Origin of the sequence: Sphingomonas sp. ASY06-1R (assembly GCF_052180265.1) — a bacterium.
GTDB lineage: Bacteria > Pseudomonadota > Alphaproteobacteria > Sphingomonadales > Sphingomonadaceae > Sphingomonas_I.
The window spans coordinates 1,452,165-1,470,475 of record NZ_CP197464.1 but is presented as its reverse complement, the minus strand read 5'-3'; the positions used below and the strand labels follow the sequence as shown (position 1 = coordinate 1,470,475).

Genomic DNA, 18,311 nt, shown 5'->3' with positions numbered 1-18,311 from the left:
GATCAGTTCAGGCCGGCACCGGCGCGATTGGCTTCAGTAACATTCTGCCAGCCGCCCCCCAATGCGCGGAACAGATCGACCTGCGCGGACGCCACCGCATATTGCGATTGCGCCAGCGCTGCCGCGGCTTCGGCATCCGTTCGCTGCGCATCCAGCAAGGTCAGGAAATCAACCTGCCCTTCGCGCTGGCGCGCGCGGACGATGCGTGACGCCGTGGCGGCATCGTCATAAGCGGTTTTCAGCGCCTGGCGCCGATTGAGCGACTCGGCATAAGCCGACAGCGCCGTATCGGTCTCCTGCAACGCCCGCAAAACCGTGCCATCGAACGATGCCAGCGAGCCATCCCGATCGGCCCGGGCCTCGGCAATGCGGGCGCGCGCCGCGGCCTGGTTGGGGAAGTTCCAGCTGATCAGCGGACCCAGCAGCCACCGCAGTGGCCCGGCGCCGAACAGGTTCGAGAAACCGGTGCTCGTCTGGCCGACGGAACCGCCCAGCGTGATGCGGGGATACAGCTCCGCCGTTGCCACCCCGATCCGGGCCGTGTTGGCAGCCAGCCGACGTTCGGCCGCGCGGACGTCGGGCCGGCGGGCAAGCAAGGTTCCACCATCGCCAACGGGGATAAGCTGGCGAATTTCCGGCGTGGTGTCGCGCGATGTCGCGGCGACGGGCAGCGCATCGGGCGTCCGGCCGGTCAGCATCGCAAGGCGAAAGAGCGCCGCCTGTCGTTGTGCCACCAAAGGCGGGATTTCCGCGCGGCGTTGATCGGCAAGCGTAGTCAGCCGTACGATGTCCAGCCGTTCCGCGCGGCCCGCCTGGAACCGCTTCTGCGTGATGCCGACCGAGCGATCGAGCAAGGCGACGATCGATTGCGCCACCTTGATCTGCTCGGCCGCCGAGGACGCCTCCACATAGGCGCCGATCGTTTGTGCCACGATGGAAACGCGCACCGCGTCTACGTCGCCAGCAGCGGCACCGACATCGCCCCGTGCCGCCTCAATTTCCCGCCTCACCCGGCCGGACAGGTCCAGCTCATAGGAAACATCCAGACCGGCATCGACCTGCCAGCCCTCGCGCTGCAAGCCGGGAAGCCGCTGGATGGTCGGACGGCGGCCATAAGCCGGGTTGGCGCTGAGCGTGGTCTGCGGCAGCAGATCGGAACGCGCGCCGCGTAGCGATGCCTTGGCCCGATCCAGCCGGGAAACCGCGACGCGGATATCGGTGTTCGCCGCGAGCGCATCGGCCACCAATCCGTCCAGCACGGGATCATCATACATCTTCCACCAATCGCCGGGCGTCTGCGCGTCGCTGACAGGAGCGCCGGCGGCGAGCAACGGCGCCTGCGCGGCGGCGGCGGTTTGAGGGGGCACATAGTTCGGCCCGACGGCGCAGGCGGCGAGCGCCAATGCCGATACGGCCGGGAGCAATTTGACCAATGTCATGACAATTATCCTATTCGGCCGGCTGCAGCGCGGGGCTGCCCGCCTGCCCGCCGCGGCGGCGGGCGAAACGATCGCCCAGCGCGCGGCACACCACGTAGAAGGTCGGCGTGAAGATCAGGCCGAAGCCCGTCACCCCGATCATGCCGAAGAACACAGCCGTTCCCAGCGCCTGGCGAAGCTCCGAACCGGCACCCGTGGCAATCACCAGCGGCACTGCGCCCAGGATGAAGGCGAAGCTGGTCATCAGGATCGGCCGCAAGCGGGTCCGCGCCGCATGCACCGCGGCATCGACCGGGGACATTCCCTGCTCTTCCTCCGCCTGCTTGGCGAACTCGACCACAAGGATCGCATTCTTGGCCGCAAGCGCAATCAGCACGACCAGCCCGATCTGTGTCAGGACGTTATTGTCCAGCCCACGGATATTGACCCCGATCATCGCCGCCAACAGGCACATGGGGACGATCAGCACGATCGCGAGTGGCAAGGTCAGGCTCTCATATTGCGCGGCCAGCACCAGGAACACGAACACCACTGCCATTGCGAAGACGAGCGCGGACGTGCTGCCGGCGGCCTGCTGCTGGTAGGCGATCCCCGTCCATTCATGACTGTAGCCGGTGGGCAGAGTCTTGTCGGCCAGCGCGTCCATCGTCTTCAATGCGGTGCCCGAAGACGTGCCGGGCGCGGTATCCCCATCAACCTCAACCGCGGGAAAGAGGTTGTAGCGGGTGACGCGATACGGTCCGGTCTTGTCCTTGAACGTGGCAACCGATCCGATCGGCACCATCGCACCCGAATTCGATCGCGTTTTCAGGTTGGCGACGTCTGCCGTCGTGTTCCGGAAGCGTGCATCGGCCTGCGCCGTCACGCGATAGGTTCGACCCAGCAAATTGAAGTCATTGACGAAGGCCGACCCCAGATAGACCTGCAAGGCTTCGAACACGCGCTCGGGTGGGACCCCCAGCAGATCGGCCTTGCGGCGATCAACATCGGCAAAGACGCGCGGCGTGTTGGTCGCAAAGAAGGTGTAGATCTGCTGCAGGCCCTTGGTCTGGTTGGCCTGACCGATCAGCCCGTAGCTGACCTTGCCAAGATCCTCATATCCATTGCCGGCAATGTCCTGCACCATCATGCGGTAGCCGCCGGCCGAACCGATACCCTGGATCAGGGGCGGCGGAACGATCAGCAAGCGCGCCTCGCTGATATCGGCCGTTGCCTTCTGCGCCTCACCCATGATGCTGCCGATGGAAACGCCAAGCTTCTTGCGCTCTTCGAAGCTCATCAGCGGCACGTAGGCAGCGGCCGTATTCGGCGCGAGCGTCTGTGACGGTCCGTCGAAACCGGCGAGCATGACCGACCCCTTCACGCCCTTGAGGGGCAGGATACGCGCGGCGACCTTTTTCATGACCGCATCGGTCCGGGCGATCGAGGATCCCGGCGGCAGCTGGATGACCGTCAGGAAATAGCCCTGGTCCTGCGCCGGTACGAAGCCGGTAGGGGTGACCCAGAACACGCCGATCGTGACGGCGATCAGACCCGCATAGGCGATCATCATGCGGCCGGGCCTGAGCACCAGGCGATGCGTGAGCCGGCCGTAGGACTGGCTCATCCGCTCAAACCCGTGATTGAAGCGATCGCCGGCATTTCGGATCGCCCGCCGCCAGCGCGGACCGCCTTCGTCATGCGTCTCGTGCGGCTTGAGCAGCAGCACGGCGAGCGCAGGCGACAAGGTCAAGGACAGGATCAACGAAATGATGGTCGCTGCCGAGATCGTGACCGCGAACTGGCGATAGAAGGCGCCGGACAGACCGCTGAGGAACAGGGTCGGAACGAACACCGCGCACAAGACCAGGACGATCGCGACCAAGGCGGTCGAGACTTCGTCCATCGACGTCCGCGCCGCCTCCAGCGGCGTCAGCCCGCGCTCCAGATTACGCTCCACATTTTCGACCACGACGATCGCGTCGTCGACGACGATGCCGATCGCCAACACCAGGCCGAACAGCGAGAGATTGTTGAGCGAATAGCCCACCGCCTGCAGCACGGCGAAGGTGCCGATCAGCGATACGGGTATCGCGACGATCGGAATCACCGCCGCCCGCCACTTCTGCAGGAAGACGAGGATCACCAGCACGACCAGGATCATCGCCTCGGCCAGCGTATGTTTCACCGCGTCGATCGACTGGGAGATGAATTCGGTCGGATTATAGATAACCCGATAGGCCAGGCCGGGCGGGAACTTGCCCGACATCTCCTTCATCGCCGCAGACACACCCTCCGCCGCCGCGAGCGGGTTGGATCCGGGCCGCTGGAACACGGCGACGATCACGGTCGGCTTGCCGCTGAGATAGGTGTTGGTGCCATAATCCTGTGCCCCCAGCTCGACCCGGGCGACGTCGGATACGCGAACCTGGCGGCCATCGGCATCGGTGCGGATCACCACATCGGCGAACTGCTTGGGATCGGTCAGGCGGCCCTGCGTCTCAACGTTGAGCTGGAAAGCCTGGCCGGTATCGTAAGGCGGCTGACCCAGCGCGCCCGATGCAACCTGGACGTTCTGCGCCCGCAGCGCCGACACGATGTCACCCGCGGTAAGGCCCAATGCGGCCGCACGACCGGGATCGATCCACACGCGCATGGAAAAGTCACGGCTGCCGAACAGCTGCACGTCGCCGACGCCGTCGATACGCGCCAGCCGGTCGCGAACCCGCGTCAGCGCATAATTCGAGATATAACCGCGATCGAGGCTCTCGTCGGGCGAGATCAGGTTGACGACCATCAGGAAGTCGGGCGACGTCTTCTTGGTGACGACACCAAGGCGCTGCACCTCTTCCGGCAGGCGGGGTACCGCCACCGCGACCCGGTTCTGAACGAGCACCTGGGCCGCATCAAGATCGGTACCGATCTTGAACGTTACCGTGATCACCAGCTTGCCGTCGCCCGTTGATTGGGACGACTGGTACAGCATGTTGTCGACGCCGTTGATTTCCTGCTCGATCGGCGCGGCCACCGTTTCGGCAACCGTCTCCGCGCTCGCGCCCGGATAATTGGCAGTCACCGTCACGGTCGGCGGCACAATGTCCGGATATTGCGAGATTGGCAGCGCGAAATAGGCAAGCGCGCCGACAATCGTGATGGCGATGGCAATCACCGCGGCAAAGATAGGCCGCGTGATGAAAAAGCGCGAAAAGCGCATAATCTTTGTCCTGTTGGTCCGGCTTAGCCGGCGAAGGTAGCCTGGGCAGCCGCCGGGGCGGCGGCGGACGGTGTCGCACCGGCGTCCGCGTCGGGGGCAATCTTTCCGGGATGAGCATCGACCGGCATGCCGGGCAACGCCATCTGTGTTCCGCTGATGATGATCCTGTCGTTCGGCGAGATGCCGGACGCGACGACGCGCAGGCCGTCCACGACAGGACCGAGCTGGACCGGCTTGACCACAACCTTGCCGTCCTTGCCCACCACCAGCAACGTCTTGCGCGCTTGATCCGTCTGGATCGCGGAATCCGGGACGAGCAGCGCCGACTGGGTGCCACCGCTTGCCAGGCGCATATTGCCGAACATGCCGGGGGTCAGGAAGTAATTGGGATTGGCCAGCACGGCGCGGCCGCGGATCGTGCCGGAACGCGGATCAAGTCCATTGTCGGTGAAGTCGAGCTTCCCCTTCCACCGATAGCCGGCTTCATCCTGCAGCTGGATTTCGACCGGCGACGCGGCATTGCCGGCAGCCCGACCACGCTGCGCCTTGATGAACAGCGCCTCGGATCCATCGAACGAGAAATAGATCGGGTCCAGCGCATTGATCGTCGTCAGGAGACTGGCCGTTGTGCCCTCCCCGCCCGCGACCTGGTTGCCCGCATCGACACGCCGATCGGAGATACGTCCGGCAATCGGCGCACGCACCTGCGTGAATTCCATATCCAGCGCCCGTTCGCGCGTCCGCGCATCGGCCGCGGCAACCGCCGCCTGCGCCGCCTGCACGCGTGCCTTCAGCGCGTCGACTTCGCCCGCCGAGATGGCCTCATCCCCGACAAGCCGGTTGGCACGGGCCAGGTCCGCTCGCGCCAAAGCCAAAGTGCTGCGCGCGCTGGCGCCGTTGGCGCGCGCTTCGGCCAGCGAAGCGGCAAAGGGGCGGGGATCGATCGTGAACAGCAATTGGCCCTGGCGCACTATGTCGCCGTCTTTGAAGTGGACGCCGACAACCTGGCCGGAGACGCGGGGCCGCACCTCCACCGTCTTGCTGGGGGCAAAGCGGCCGACATAGTCGTCCCACGCGCGTACCTCGCGCGACAATGGCGTCGCCACCGTCACATTGGCCGGGGGTGGCGCTGCGGCCGCGGGAGCGTGGTGGGTCAGCTTCCATGCACCGCCGGCGACCAGCAGGGCCGCAACGACCGCAATGCTGCCGTTACGCACGGAGCGCGATCGCGCCGATCGCGGCTCGCCATCGGCATGAATGTCATGGGTAAGCATATTCATGCCGTCAGGCTCCGGGGACGCTCGAGACGCTTGGAAGCAATACTGGCGAGCAGGGTTTCGAACTGGCCGGCGGAGAAGCCAGCTGCGAGGAAGCGTTTGATCTCGGAAACGGGCAAGGTGTAGCCACGCCGCCAGGCGTGAACGGCGATCCGGCGCAGAGCTTCCAGCTTGGGATCGGCCAGCATCGACTTGCGGCCCAGCCCGAACAATCCCCCGAAAGCACGCGACAGGACGCCGGGTGCGCTGAGGCTGGCGATACTGTCCTTCCGCGACATGGCGATGACGGTCCATTCCAGCGCACTGAAATCGACCCGGCCTTCATCCTGCGTCGCCCACGGCGCCGGCACGGCTTCCGCACCCGCAATCGCAAATGCCGATGCATGATCGAGATAGGCCATGATAATTCCCTTCTATTCTCGAGGCAGCCGCGATCGCAGACGCAGACGCAACCAATGCGACCACGTTCGCCCGACAGGCGGCGCAAGATTTCAGGCGCGAGCGGATACGCAGCTCACGTCCTTCGATATTGTACTGATGGGGTGCTGGCCGAAGCCGGGCAGTTATTTGATCGGGTTCTTCATTCGCGCGGCTCCTTGTAGGTGCGCCACTTTAATACCGATCGGTATATAACCTGATGTTGCGTTGCGTCAACGGCTTTTTATACCGCTTAGTATTTTTCTAAGTCAACGCCCTGGCCAGGTCCGCATGGCCATATCTACTAAGCTCTTGAGTTCCTTGGGAGACGCACCTGCTCCAGACTGGACCGAAAGGCCCTGCATGACCGCTGTCATGTAACGTGCGAGCGCCTCGGGATCGATATCGGCGGGAAGGTCACCCTCCTGCTTATATTCTTCGAGTCGAGCGATGAGCGCGTTACGCGAGGATTTCTGCCGCTCGATCACGCTGTCGCGGATCGGCGATGGCTCCTGCCCGCATGACACCGCGCTGATCACGCCGAGGCATCCTTTCGGGTTGCAGCTGCTGGTCTGCATTTCCAGCGCACCCGTCAGCAAATGCTCCGCCATCTTGCGCGACGTCGGCTCTTTCAAAGCTTCGGCCATGTATGCCATCTTTTCGCGTTCGTAGAGGTCGAGCGCCTTCTTGAAGAGCTCTTCCTTATTGCCGAACGCGGCGTAGAGGCTCGGCTTGGCGATGCCCATTTCCGCGGTCAGTTCCGACATCGACGCGCCTTCGTAGCCGCGCTGCCAAAACACGCGCAAGGCTGCCGTCAGCGCCTCTTCAATATCGAATTCGCGGGGGCGCCCCTTGGGGGTCGCACAAGATACAACGCTTTCCATACCGGGCGGTATATAGTGAGGATTGCGGCGATCGTCCACCCAATCGATTGCGCAGCGACCAACCAGTCTCATTCATAAGGATAATCTGGTCGCATAGCTTACAGCGCACTAGGACGGAGACATGGCCGACCCCTACCAAGATTTGACAGGGCAAGCACGCCAGGCAGTCGGTTCGGGTGATTATGCGCGCGCCGAGTCGCTGGCCCGAAAAATGCTGCGTGATGGGCCAAATAACGTCGATGCGCTGGAGATCATTTTCCTCTGCCAGCAAGCGAGGCAGGATCATGCCGGCGCCGAGACCACTTTGCGCCGCATCGTCCAGCTGGCACCACAGAAGCAGTGGCCGCGCGGCGATCTGGCGCGGTTGCTGCTTTCCGCGGGTCGCGTCATCGATGCGGAAGCCGTGTTGCGCGATGCGATCGCCGTGGATGACGGCCATGCGGAAGCGCATGCGATGCTCGGGGCCCTGCTGTCGGAACAGGAGACGTTGATCCCGGGCGCTCAGCACCTCCGCCGTGCGATCGCCCTGTCCGGGCGACACCCCCAGCTCCTCGCCAATCTCGGGCGCAACCTGATGCGGCAAGGCAGACTTGAGGAGGCCGAGCCGCTGCTGCGCGCCGCCTGCGCGGCCGCGCCCGATCTGCTCCATCCCGCCGCCCACCTCGCCGAACTCGCGGAACAGCAGGATCGTTTTGAGGAGGCGATGACGTTGCTGGACCGCGCGGAGGCGATCGCCCGCCGGCAGGGTCGGGATGTGATCGCGCAGCGGGCGCATCTGCTCAGCCGCACGCCGCGCTGGCACGAAGGCCTCGCCTTGCTGGATGCCGTACCGGACCTGACGGGCACGCCTTTGCTGCTGCGCGCCCGGCTGCGCGACCGTGCCCAGCGCTTTGACGAGGCCTGGACCGATGCCGTGGCCGCAAAAGCGCAGCTCGCCCAAGCACGCGGCCACCGCTACGCGCCGCAGGTCGTTCGCTCGCTTTTCACGGCAATGGCAGATCTGGCGCGGCAGCCAGCGGACGCATTTGCCGGAATGCGCGCGGCATCGCATCCCCAACCGATCTTCATCCTTGGCTTCCCTCGGTCCGGCACGACCATGATCGAGCAGGTGCTGGCCAGCCATTCGCGCATCCGGGCGGGCGGGGAGCTTCCTTTTGTCGGCGCCCTACCCCGCCTGATCGAACGTGCCCGCGGCGCTCCGGTTGCAGACGCAATATCCGGGCTAAGTCACGATGCGAGGCTTATTCAGCAAATCCATGATTTCTATATGGAACAGGCCCGCAGTTACGGCTTGCTTGCGCCCGGCGCGGACTTCTTTACGGACAAGATGCCGCTCAACGAAGTCTATCTTCCGCTGATCCGCCTGGCATTCCCGAAGGCACCGCTCGTCGCCGTCCAGCGTGATCCACGAGACGTCCTCGTGTCGACGTTACAGCATGACATGACCCATGGGTTTCATTGCGCTTATCGATGGGAGGATGCGGCACACCATCTCGCCCAAGTTTCCGATTTAACCAGTGAATACAATGTGATTGGGCTTACCCCTTATATCGTGCGGTATGAGCGGTTCGTGATCGATCAGGAAAAGGAGACGGCCAAGCTGATGCAGGCGATCGGGCTTCGGATCGAGCCGCCGCAGGCAGAGTTTCACAAAAGCCCCCGCCACGCACCAACACCAAGCTATGCGCAGGTCCGCGAGCCGATCCACGGCCGGGCAGTCGGTCGATGGCGCAATTATGCCGATCGGATTTCGGCGATCGAGCCGATCCTGGCGAAAGCCGTGGCGCGCGGCGGCTATTGAAGGGATTGGGCGATTGCGCCTGCCCGCGACCCGACGATCAGGTGGATCGTCCCATCGATCGGAACTGCCGTCGCGCGAACGCCGAGGTTCGCCAGTGCGCCCCGATCGACCAAGGCTGCGTCGCGCAGCTTCAGCCATATACGGCTCGATGCGGCACCGGCTTCGGCAAGATTGCCGCGCCCGCCAATCGCCGCCAGCCAGGGCCCCGCATCGACACTATCGACAATGCCGCCATTCGCCTGATCAACGGAAGGCAATGCCGCAGCAGGCGCACCCAACGGCCCGGCCGCGACCCGCATTTCCGTAGCGACCTGATCGGCGATGGGCCCGAGCACCACTTGTAGCCCATTTAACGAGGGACGTAGCAGGCCGCGCGCGCCGAGCGCCAGCAGCCTTGGCTCATCGACCTTCGCCTGATCTGCCACGACCAACCGGAGCCGCGTGGTGCAGGCATCGATGCTGGTGAGATTAGCCGATCCGCCAAGCGCCGCGACGAAGGCGGCACCCCGATCGCTTCCGGGCTGCACGGTTTTTTCGTCGCTTACGGTGGCGTCGCGACCAGGCGTCTTCAGGTTGAGACGGCGGATCGCGAAGCTGAACATCCCATAGTAAATTGCGAAATAGGCCAGACCCACCGGCAGCAGCAGCCACGGTCGCGTCGCTTTCGAATAATTGAGCACATAATCCAGCGCGCCCGCGGAGAAGGTGAAGCCCAGCTTCACGCCGAGCAGGTCCATGATCACGAACGCGACGCCGGTCAGCACCATGTGAAGCGCGTAAAGGACCGGCGCCAGGAAGATGAAGGTGAACTCGATCGGCTCTGTCACGCCGGTCAGAAAGGCGGTGGCCGCCATGGAGAATAGCAGCCCTCCGACGGCCTTGCGCCGTTCGGGCAAGGCCGCCCGGTACATAGCGAGGCAGGCGGCGGGAAGGCCGAACATCATCACGGGGAAGAAGCCCGCCATGAAGCTGCCCGCGGTAGGATCACCGGCAAAGAAGCGCTTCAGATCACCGGTAGAACCGTGGAAATCGCCGACGATGAACCACACCACATTGTTCAGGATATGGTGGAGCCCGGTGATGATCAGCAGGCGATTGAGCACGCCATACAGAAACAGGCCGACCATGCCGGAATGGATCACCAAACGGCTTAGGCCATCGATACCCGCCGCGATCGGGGCATAGCCAAAGCCGACCAGCGCCGCGAGGATCAGCCCGCCAAGGCCCGATATGATCGGGACGAACCGGCGGCCGCCGAAGAAGGACAGATAATCCGGCAATCGGATGTCCGAATAACGGTTATAGGCCGCGCCTGCGATCAGCCCGGCGAGAATACCGACTGGCACCGACAATTTGGCGATCGCCTTGGCGCGATACGCCTCTCCCGCCAGGTTTGCCGTATCCCCGGCAAGGCCGGCGAGCACGTCCACCGGCACCGGCAGCAAAGTGGCCGCACCGCGCGTCGCAATGAGGAAGCAGACCAGGCCAGCCAGCGCCGCAGCCCCATTGCCATCCTTGGCCAGGCCCGCACCGATCCCGGCCGCGAACAACAGACCGAGATTATCGAAGACGGCAGCCCCCGCCGCCGCGACGAACGGCAGATCGAACAGATCGGGCTGCCCCAGGCGCAACAGCAAGCCGGCAATGGGCAAAACCGCGATCGGCAGCATCAACGCTCGCCCAAGCGGCTGCAGCGCTTCCAGCGAGAGCTTCATGCCACGCCCTCCATGAATCTGCGAACAAGCTGCCGGACGGCCGCTGTATCGGGCGCATCGCAGGCTTGCGTCGCCAGCCGCATCGCGGCCTGCATATCGATCCGGCGCACGATCTGCTTCGTCTCCGCGACCGCGGCGGTCGGCACCGACAATTCGGTAACGCCCAACCCTACCAGGATGGCAATTGCCTGGGGATCGGCCGCCATCCCGCCGCATACGCCGGTCCAGCGATTGTGACGGTTGGCCCCATCCACCGTCGCCCGGATCAGACGCAGGACTGCCGGATGCAGGGCATCGAGCCCGGCCGCGGTGCCCGAATTCCCCCGATCCATCGCGAGCGTATATTGGCTGAGATCGTTGCTGCCGATCGACAGGAACGCGACCTCCGCGGCAAGCGTATCGGCAATCAATGCCGCGGCCGGTGTTTCCACCATGATGCCGAGCATTGGCGCCGCCCGGCGCAATGCCGCCGTTTCCCGGGCAAGGATCGCCTGGACTTCCTGCACCTCATATAAGGAGGACACCATCGGCAGCATGATCTTGATATCATGGGATTCAACGCGGATGAGGGCACGCAACTGCGTTGCCAGAAGATCTGGTCGAGCAAGGCCCAGCCGAAGGCCGCGCACGCCCAGCGCAGGATTTTCTTCGTGCGGCAGCGGCACGTAGGCGGCCGGCTTGTCCGCACCAATGTCGAGCGTACGGACGATGAGCGGACGCCCTTGGAGCGCATCCGCAATTCCTTGGTAGGTCGCAAGCTGCTCGTCCTCGTCCGGCGCGGACGGACGGTCGAGGAACAAAAACTCGGTGCGCAACAGCCCGCATCCTTCGGCGCCGACGCGAACGGCGGCCTGGGCATCAGAAAGCGATCCCAGATTAGCAAATATTTCTATGTGCTTACCGTCGATCGTTACAGCGGGCTCGTATTGGCGGACCTCGGCCAACTTGCGCTGCTCGTCGCGTTGGGCCTGATTGATGGAGGCGGCGGCCTGCTCGGCTGTTGTCGGGTCGACGGCAACGGTAGCGTTCGTCGCGTCCAAAATCAGAATGGTACCGTTCGCGATAGCCTCGATGGATGGACCGAGCGCGGTCAGCATCGGAATTCCCATCGATGCCGCGATGATGGCGGCGTGCGACGTTGGCCCACCCTCGGCCGTGCAGATACCGGCAACGCCGGCATCGACGAGGCCCATGAGTTGCGACGGCAGAATCTCACGCGCAACCAGGATCGCGCCGCGGGGCACATCCTGCTCCAGACTTTCGCCGCGAAGCGCCGCCAATATCTGGCGCTCAAGGTCACGCAGATCGTCGATACGTTCCGCGAAACGATCGCCGCCGCCCTGCAGTGCGGTCATGAAACCCTGGGTGGCGGCCATCCACCCCTGCCCGGCCGAGCCCCCCTGATCGATCGATCGATGTGCATCGAGGAGCAAGGAAGGATCGTCGACGAAGGCAAGATGGGCGCTTGCCACCTCCCCGGCGGGACCTCCCACCGCGGCGCGCGTCGTAAGATGCGTCCGCACTTCCGCGCGCGCGACATCGAGCGCTGCCTTCTCCGCCGCCGCGCCGCGGCTCGCCGCAGGTGCGACGGACACCGGAGCCACATCCAGACGGTAACTCGGCGCCATTGCGAACCCCGGCGCGCCCGTCACGCCATGTAGCAGCCCAACGGGCGCATGCTGGGGTGGCGGTACCTCCTCGGCCGGCGCAGGCGGCGCCGGCACTGCAGCCGGGATCGGCGCGGCTTCTCCCATCCCGCTCTCGATCAGGGCCGCCACCGCGATCACCGCGTCTTCGGCCTGCGGCCCGCTTCCTTCGATCGTCAGTTCGGCGCCATGCGATAGGGTCAGCGCAAGCATCGCGACTGGGCTCAGGGCCGAGGCGCGCCTGCCGCCCTCCGCATGAAGCTCAAGCTGCGCGTCATATCCACGCGCCAGATCTGCGATCCGGGCGGCGGGCCGCGCGTGCAGGCCATGTTTCAAGGGAAGCCGCAGCCGGCGCACGGCAGACGCGACCGCCAGTGTATCAGACGCATTCGCTTGCTCAGCGGCGACGTGAAGCAAGTCACCGCCACACGCCACCAACCGATCGGTCTGCGCCGCCACCCTCCCGCCACGCGTGATCAGGATCGGCGTGATCAGGCTTTTCGCGTTGCGGGCGAGGTAATCCATGTCGAAAGTGATCAGCGTGTCGCCCGCGGCGACGCGCGCGCCTTGCGCGACATGCGCCGTGAACGCCGTACCGCCGAGCGCGACCGTGTCGATCCCGACGTGGATCAACAGCTGCACCCCATTGTCGAGATCGATCGTCACCGCATGACCAGACGGGTTGAGCGTCACGATGAAGCCGGCGCCGGGCGCGACGACCCTCCCTTCGGTAGGGTCGATCGCCACGCCGTCGCCGAGCATCCGCTGCGCGAATACGGGGTCGGGAACCTCGTCCAAAGTCGTAACCCAGCCTGCGATCGGGCTGGCAATCATTATGGTCATTCCGTCGGTGCCAACGTCAGCTTGTCGATGACCCACAGCGGCTGCAGCTTTGGCTGGGCGAACATGATGCACAAATCATGCGTCCCACCGGCTGCGCGTATCTCACCCTGAAGCGTCGTCGTGCCGCTATTGGCCGTCGCAGGCGCCAGGGGCAACCTCCCGATCACGCGGCCGTTACAATCGTCCTGCCGGATTTCCAGTTCGCCCACAGCTGTTTCCGGTTTGGGGAAAGTGATGTGATTGACGGCATCGCCAATCGCGAAATTGAACGGCACGCTGCCGACCACCGCGCTCACCCTGGTCACCCCGTCGAGCGGCGCGCCCCGCCACAGCCAGCAAGGCTGCATCACGTCCACCCAGAAGATCGCGCGCGGCCCGCCGGCAGGGCCGTCGTCCTCCAACCGCAACGGCAGTTTGTTTGCGCACAATTCCAGCTGCGATCCCGCCCGGGTGAAGAGACTGGCAGGATCGACCGTGAAACGCTTTGGCGCACCCATCGCCTTGTCGCCGAAAAAGGCCTGGGCGGTGAGCACGCCACGCATGGTCAGTGGCGCCTGATAGGCGGGTGAGGTCGCCATGGGTGCGCTTCCGTCCGTCGTGTAGCGGATCGTGCCGATGCCCGCCTGCTGACGCAGAGCGACGGTGACGGCCGCCGGCGTGCCGGAAATGTCGCCTTCGGGAATGAGCGGCGTTCGATCATAGCCCAGGTTGAGAACCTGATAGCGGTCGAGCTCGGCGGCCAGTCGCGGCGCAAAGCTGGCCCAATCACGGTTTGTCGCCTTGGACCAGCCCAACTCGGCCAGGATTGCCGCACGCGGCCAGATCATTCGCTCGGCATAGTCGGTGGTGCGGGCATGTTCGGTAAACTCGTTCACCTGTAGCCCCAGGAGATGCTTGCGTTGATCCGCCGTCAGCGCGGGCGGCGCCACGTCGAAAGCGTATAGTTTCTTCCAGTCTACAACGGAGCCACGCCCCGGCGGCTCATCGCCGGAATCGCTCTGCCGGTTGTCGAGATACAGATCGGGCGCCGGAGACAAGACCGCGTCATGCCCGGCTTTTGCCGCGGTGATTGCACCATCCATGCCGCGCCACGACATGATCGTTGCCGACGGTGGCACATCCCCCAACAGGATTTCATCCCACCCGATCAGACGCCGGCCATGTTTCTGGAGATAGTCGCCGATCCGGGCGGTGAACCAGCCTTGCAGCTTATCGTCGCTGGCCAGCCCGAGCGCCGTTCGCTTGGCTTGAATGCGCGGATTGGCCGCCCATTGCTCCTTGGTCGCCTCATCCCCGCCGACGTGAATGTAGCGCGAGGGGAAGAGCGCCATCACCTCATCCAGCACGTTTTCAAGGAACGTGAAGGTGGTATCGTCGGTGTTGAAGAGATTGGGAAGGATGCCCCAATCATTGCTCGGCTGCGACGGCGGCTGCGGGGTCGACGCCAATTCGGGATAAGCGGCGATGGCAGCCGTGGCATGGCCGGGCATCTCGATCTCCGGAACGATCGTGATGTGGCGCGCCGCGGCATAAGCAACGACGTCGCGCACGTCCGCTTTCGTATAGAAACCGCCATACCGCACGGGCTGCCCCGCGGCATCGACGCCCGCCGCACCGGCATTTTGCCGCCACGCGCCGATTTCGGTGAGGCGCGGATAGCGATCGATCTGCAGCCGCCATCCCTGATCGTCAGTCAGATGCCATTGCAGGACATTAAGCTTGTCCATCGCCATACGATCGATCAGCGTTTTCACGAACGCGACCGGCTGAAAATGGCGCACCGAATCCAGCATCACGCCGCGCCACGGAAAGGCAGGCGCATCGTCGATGATCATAGCCGGAAGCGTCCCTTCCGGCCCCGCCCGCTGGATCAACTGCCACAGTGTGACAGCCCCATAATAAAGCCCGGCATCGCTCGACGCGCGCAGCGTCACGCCGCTGGGGGTGATCTCAAGCCGATAGGCTTCGGCACCCGTGACCTGAGCGTCGCGCCGGATTCGGATCGGGCGGCCTTTACCGGTGGCGATCGCCGGTCGACCCGACCGGATCAGCAGTTCGTTCAGCCGGTCAGCAGCCGCACGCGCGCCGGCATCGCTGCCCGCGTACGACAGAGCGCTGCCCGCCAGCGCGAACGAACCCGTTGCGGGAACGATCGACGCCGGAAGGGGCAGCAAGGACACGGGGGCCGCCGAAGGGACGGCGGCGCCCACAGCCGTTGCCCCGCACAGAAGGGCGAATGTAGCACTCACGATCAGGCGCATCGACGTCTCACCTCAGCCGCCACGCCCGTCATAGTTCAGAACGTAACCTTGGCGCCAACCCAGAAGGTTCGGCCGTTATTATAGTAAGCCCGCGGGATCGAAGGATCGCCGACGAAGTAGAAGAGCTTCCGGTTCAGCAGGTTCTGCGCATCCACGGTCAGCGCCACCTGTTTGGTCACATGGAGCAGGATCGATCCGTCGAGCTGACCGAAATCGTCCTGCCACATCGGCGTGGCGCGATCGACGCCGGAGCGGAATTTCGACCGGAAAGTATAGGCCAGACGCGCGCTGAGCAGGTCATTCTCGAAATAGCCGGTCAGATTGTAGGTGTGCTTGCTGTTGCCGTCGATCGTACCGCCGCCCTTCGCCTTCGCATCGGCATAGGTGTAATTCGCGATTACGCCAAAGCCCCACCAGAGCGGTTGCTGCCAGTTGACCTCAAAACCCTGATTGCGCCCGCCCGCGCCATTGACCGGCCCGGTCAGCAGGAAGTCGGCTCCCTGGGGATGTTGCTGGGTCACGTAGAAGCGCGTGAAGCTTGCCGACGTGATGTAGGACTGAATATCCAGGTAGAACAGGTTGACCGACAGCAATGCCTGCTTGCCATAATACCATTCGACACCGGCATTATATTGCCAGGCGCGGGTGGGCTTGAGCTTGGGATTGCCCCCCGCAGTTCCGGTCAGACCGAGGTCGCTGAGCGTTACTGCGCCAGCTAGCTGCGCATAACCAGGACGGCTCATCACCTTCGCAACCGACCCGCGCAGCAACAAATCGGGCTGGATATTGTAGGTCAGGTTGGCGCTTGGCAGGATATCCCAATAGCTGTTCTTGGTCTCCACCGTGCCGCAGGTCGCACAGAAAGAGGTGACCGCATTCTGGTTGGGTGCCGTCGGCGAATATTGGAGCGAGGTCTGGCGGGTATGCACGGCGCGCACACCGATATTGCCGCGCCAGTCATTGTCGTTACCCAGGTTGGCCATGGCATAGACCGCCTCGGTATTCTCCTTCACGGAAAAACTCGCCTGCGGGTAGAAATCGAACACGCGCCCGCCGTTGGTGGACAATGCGGCCAATGTCTTGTCCTGATCCGCCAGTGAATAACGCGGGAAATCGTTAATCTTATTACTGTAGTCGGAGGGTGTCAGCGTCCCGTCGAACACTGTCCCTAAGCCGACACCCTTCGTGCCGGAATAGAGGCCGTTGCCCGCCCAGGAATAAGCATCATAGGTCAGCGACCTTTTGTGATGCGTATAGCGGCCGCCCACGCGGACCGATTTCAGGAAGCCGTTTTCCGGCGCGTCCCATTCGACGTCGGCGCGGCCGTACAATTCGCTGTCGGGTGACTTGATCTTCCCGCCCCACGACCAGCTGTAATAATTGTTGAGATAGGCTTGCGAGGTCGGATCGGTCGGCAGGCCGGCATAAGCCACGTCGGCAGTTTTGCCGTCAAAGGCGTAGGACACACCCGTATCCCAATAGGTTTCCCACGCGAACGTGTCCTTCGTTTCGCCCAGGCCCTTGGTATACCCCCCCTCCCCGCTGATGGTCAGGCTGTCGGTGGCGTGGAAGGTCACGTCGGCATTGGCGACCCAGGTCGAGGAGAATGCCTTGCGGAAAATATCGTCCTGGACCCGGCCCTGGATCGCGGCGCCGCTGGTCGTGTTGGAGGCGAAGGTTGCCGAGGTCAGATAGCCGTCGGTGACCTTGTAGCTGGTCAGGGCATTATTCGGCCCGGGCGTGGAGTTGGCGCCGGCGACGCGGCTGATCCAGGCCATTGAATTGACGTTGATATTATCGGCATCCATTCGCGTGTAGATGCCGTTCACATTCACTTCGACCTTGTCGCCCTTATACTGAAGCGCGATCAGGCCGCCCTTTCGAACGCGTTGCTGGCGGAAATAGGAGGCGCCGATCAGGTTGGGAGCCGTAACCGTCTGCCCGCTGCCGGCGAAATTGGCGTAGGATGCATAACCCAGGATTTCCTGCCCATCGCGACGGAAATCGCGCTTCTGGTAGAAAGCGGCACCCAGAACGCCGAACGTCCCCTCACGGTTCTTCCAGCTGACCAAGCCCGAAACCTGCGGCGTCCATTTGTCGGCAAGGTCGTTATAGGCGGCCTGGCCCGTAAGGGTGACCGTGCCCGACGGCAGATCGAGCGGCTTGCGGCTATGCAGGTTGACCGTGCCACCGATACCGCCCTCCGGAAGATCGGCCTGGCTCGCTTTATACACTTCGAGGCTGCCGACCACTTCCGACGGCAGGAGGCTGAAATCGAAGCTGCGTCCGCCATTCTGCTGATCGATCACGAACCAGTCGCCCGTGGCGACGCTGTGTCCGTCCAGCAAAGTTAGATTCAGCGAGGGATCGGTACCCCGGATGGATATGGAGGAATTTTCGCCAAACCCACCGGCATTGGCCGATCCGGTGACGACATTCACGCCGGTCAGACGACCGAGCGAGTCGGCGACGTTCTTGTCCGGAAATTTGCCGATATCCTGTGCCGTGATGACCTCGCTCACCATCACCGAGCGACGCTTTTGATCGAGCGACGCCTGGATCGAGGCGCGCAAGCCGGTGACGACAATCTCGCCGCCGTCGCTATTGCCGCGCTCCTGCGCCGGTCCGACGCCGCCTGCGATATCGCTGGACGCCGCCTTGCCTTCCGTGGTCGGCGTTGAATTGCTCGTCGCTGTGCTTTGCGCCCAGGTCGGCGTCGTGACCGACATCGCGATCAGGCTTACCCCAAGCGTCAAAATCCCCTTACGATCCGTCACCATGCTAAAACTCCCCGAATGCCGCATGCCTGAGATGACAAGGCCAATATATGACCAA

Annotated in this window: 10 protein-coding genes; 1 reads left to right on the top strand and 9 read right to left on the bottom strand. The window is 63.9% G+C overall.

Annotated features, from left to right (window positions below; translation table 11 throughout):
* Window positions 1-2: 2 nt before the first annotated feature.
* The 5 genes from ACSBM8_RS07155 to ACSBM8_RS07135 all read right to left on the bottom strand — a co-directional run bounded on the left by ACSBM8_RS07155 (window position 3) and on the right by ACSBM8_RS07135 (window position 7,210).
* Window positions 3-1,439 carry an efflux transporter outer membrane subunit gene (locus tag ACSBM8_RS07155; protein ID WP_442680950.1) on the bottom strand — a complete coding sequence of 479 codons (1,437 nt, stop codon included), beginning with the start codon at window positions 1,437-1,439 and terminating at the stop codon, window positions 3-5.
* A gap of 10 nt (window positions 1,440-1,449) precedes the next feature.
* Window positions 1,450-4,632, bottom strand: coding sequence for an efflux RND transporter permease subunit (locus ACSBM8_RS07150; RefSeq protein ID WP_442680949.1), 3,183 nt, complete (start codon window positions 4,630-4,632; stop codon window positions 1,450-1,452).
* 23 nt (window positions 4,633-4,655) lie between these two features.
* Window positions 4,656-5,912, bottom strand: a complete 1,257-nt coding sequence (locus ACSBM8_RS07145; protein ID WP_442680948.1) for an efflux RND transporter periplasmic adaptor subunit — start codon at window positions 5,910-5,912, stop codon at window positions 4,656-4,658.
* The gene (locus tag ACSBM8_RS07140; protein ID WP_442680947.1) at window positions 5,909-6,310 is read right to left on the bottom strand and encodes a hypothetical protein; all 402 of its coding nucleotides are present in this window, start codon (window positions 6,308-6,310) and stop codon (window positions 5,909-5,911) included. Before ACSBM8_RS07140 ends, ACSBM8_RS07145 begins: the two co-directional genes overlap by 4 nt.
* 285 nt (window positions 6,311-6,595) lie before the next feature.
* Window positions 6,596-7,210 (bottom strand): TetR/AcrR family transcriptional regulator, encoded by a 615-nt coding sequence (locus ACSBM8_RS07135; protein ID WP_442681514.1) that lies wholly within the window; start codon window positions 7,208-7,210, stop codon window positions 6,596-6,598.
* 121 nt (window positions 7,211-7,331) lie between these two features.
* Here ACSBM8_RS07135 and ACSBM8_RS07130 point away from each other — a divergent pair, with 121 nt between their 5' ends.
* Window positions 7,332-9,011, top strand: a complete 1,680-nt coding sequence (locus ACSBM8_RS07130) for a sulfotransferase (RefSeq protein WP_442680946.1) — start codon at window positions 7,332-7,334, stop codon at window positions 9,009-9,011.
* On the opposite strand, the gene nagE is transcribed toward ACSBM8_RS07130, so the two are convergent.
* The 4 genes from nagE to ACSBM8_RS07110 form a co-directional block, all read right to left on the bottom strand.
* Window positions 9,005-10,726: an N-acetylglucosamine-specific PTS transporter subunit IIBC gene (gene nagE / locus ACSBM8_RS07125; protein WP_442680945.1), complete on the bottom strand. Its 1,722-nt coding sequence runs from the start codon at window positions 10,724-10,726 to the stop codon at window positions 9,005-9,007. The genes ACSBM8_RS07130 and nagE overlap by 7 nt on opposite strands.
* The gene (ptsP, locus tag ACSBM8_RS07120) at window positions 10,723-13,215 is read right to left on the bottom strand and encodes a phosphoenolpyruvate--protein phosphotransferase (protein WP_442680944.1); all 2,493 of its coding nucleotides are present in this window, start codon (window positions 13,213-13,215) and stop codon (window positions 10,723-10,725) included. Before ptsP ends, nagE begins: the two co-directional genes overlap by 4 nt.
* Complete coding sequence (locus ACSBM8_RS07115) at window positions 13,212-15,395, bottom strand: family 20 glycosylhydrolase (protein ID WP_442680943.1); 2,184 nt, start codon at window positions 15,393-15,395, stop codon at window positions 13,212-13,214. Before ACSBM8_RS07115 ends, ptsP begins: the two co-directional genes overlap by 4 nt.
* Window positions 15,396-15,511: 116 nt before the next feature.
* The gene (locus ACSBM8_RS07110) at window positions 15,512-18,256 is read right to left on the bottom strand and encodes a TonB-dependent receptor (RefSeq protein ID WP_442680942.1); all 2,745 of its coding nucleotides are present in this window, start codon (window positions 18,254-18,256) and stop codon (window positions 15,512-15,514) included.
* Window positions 18,257-18,311 lie beyond the last annotated feature (55 nt).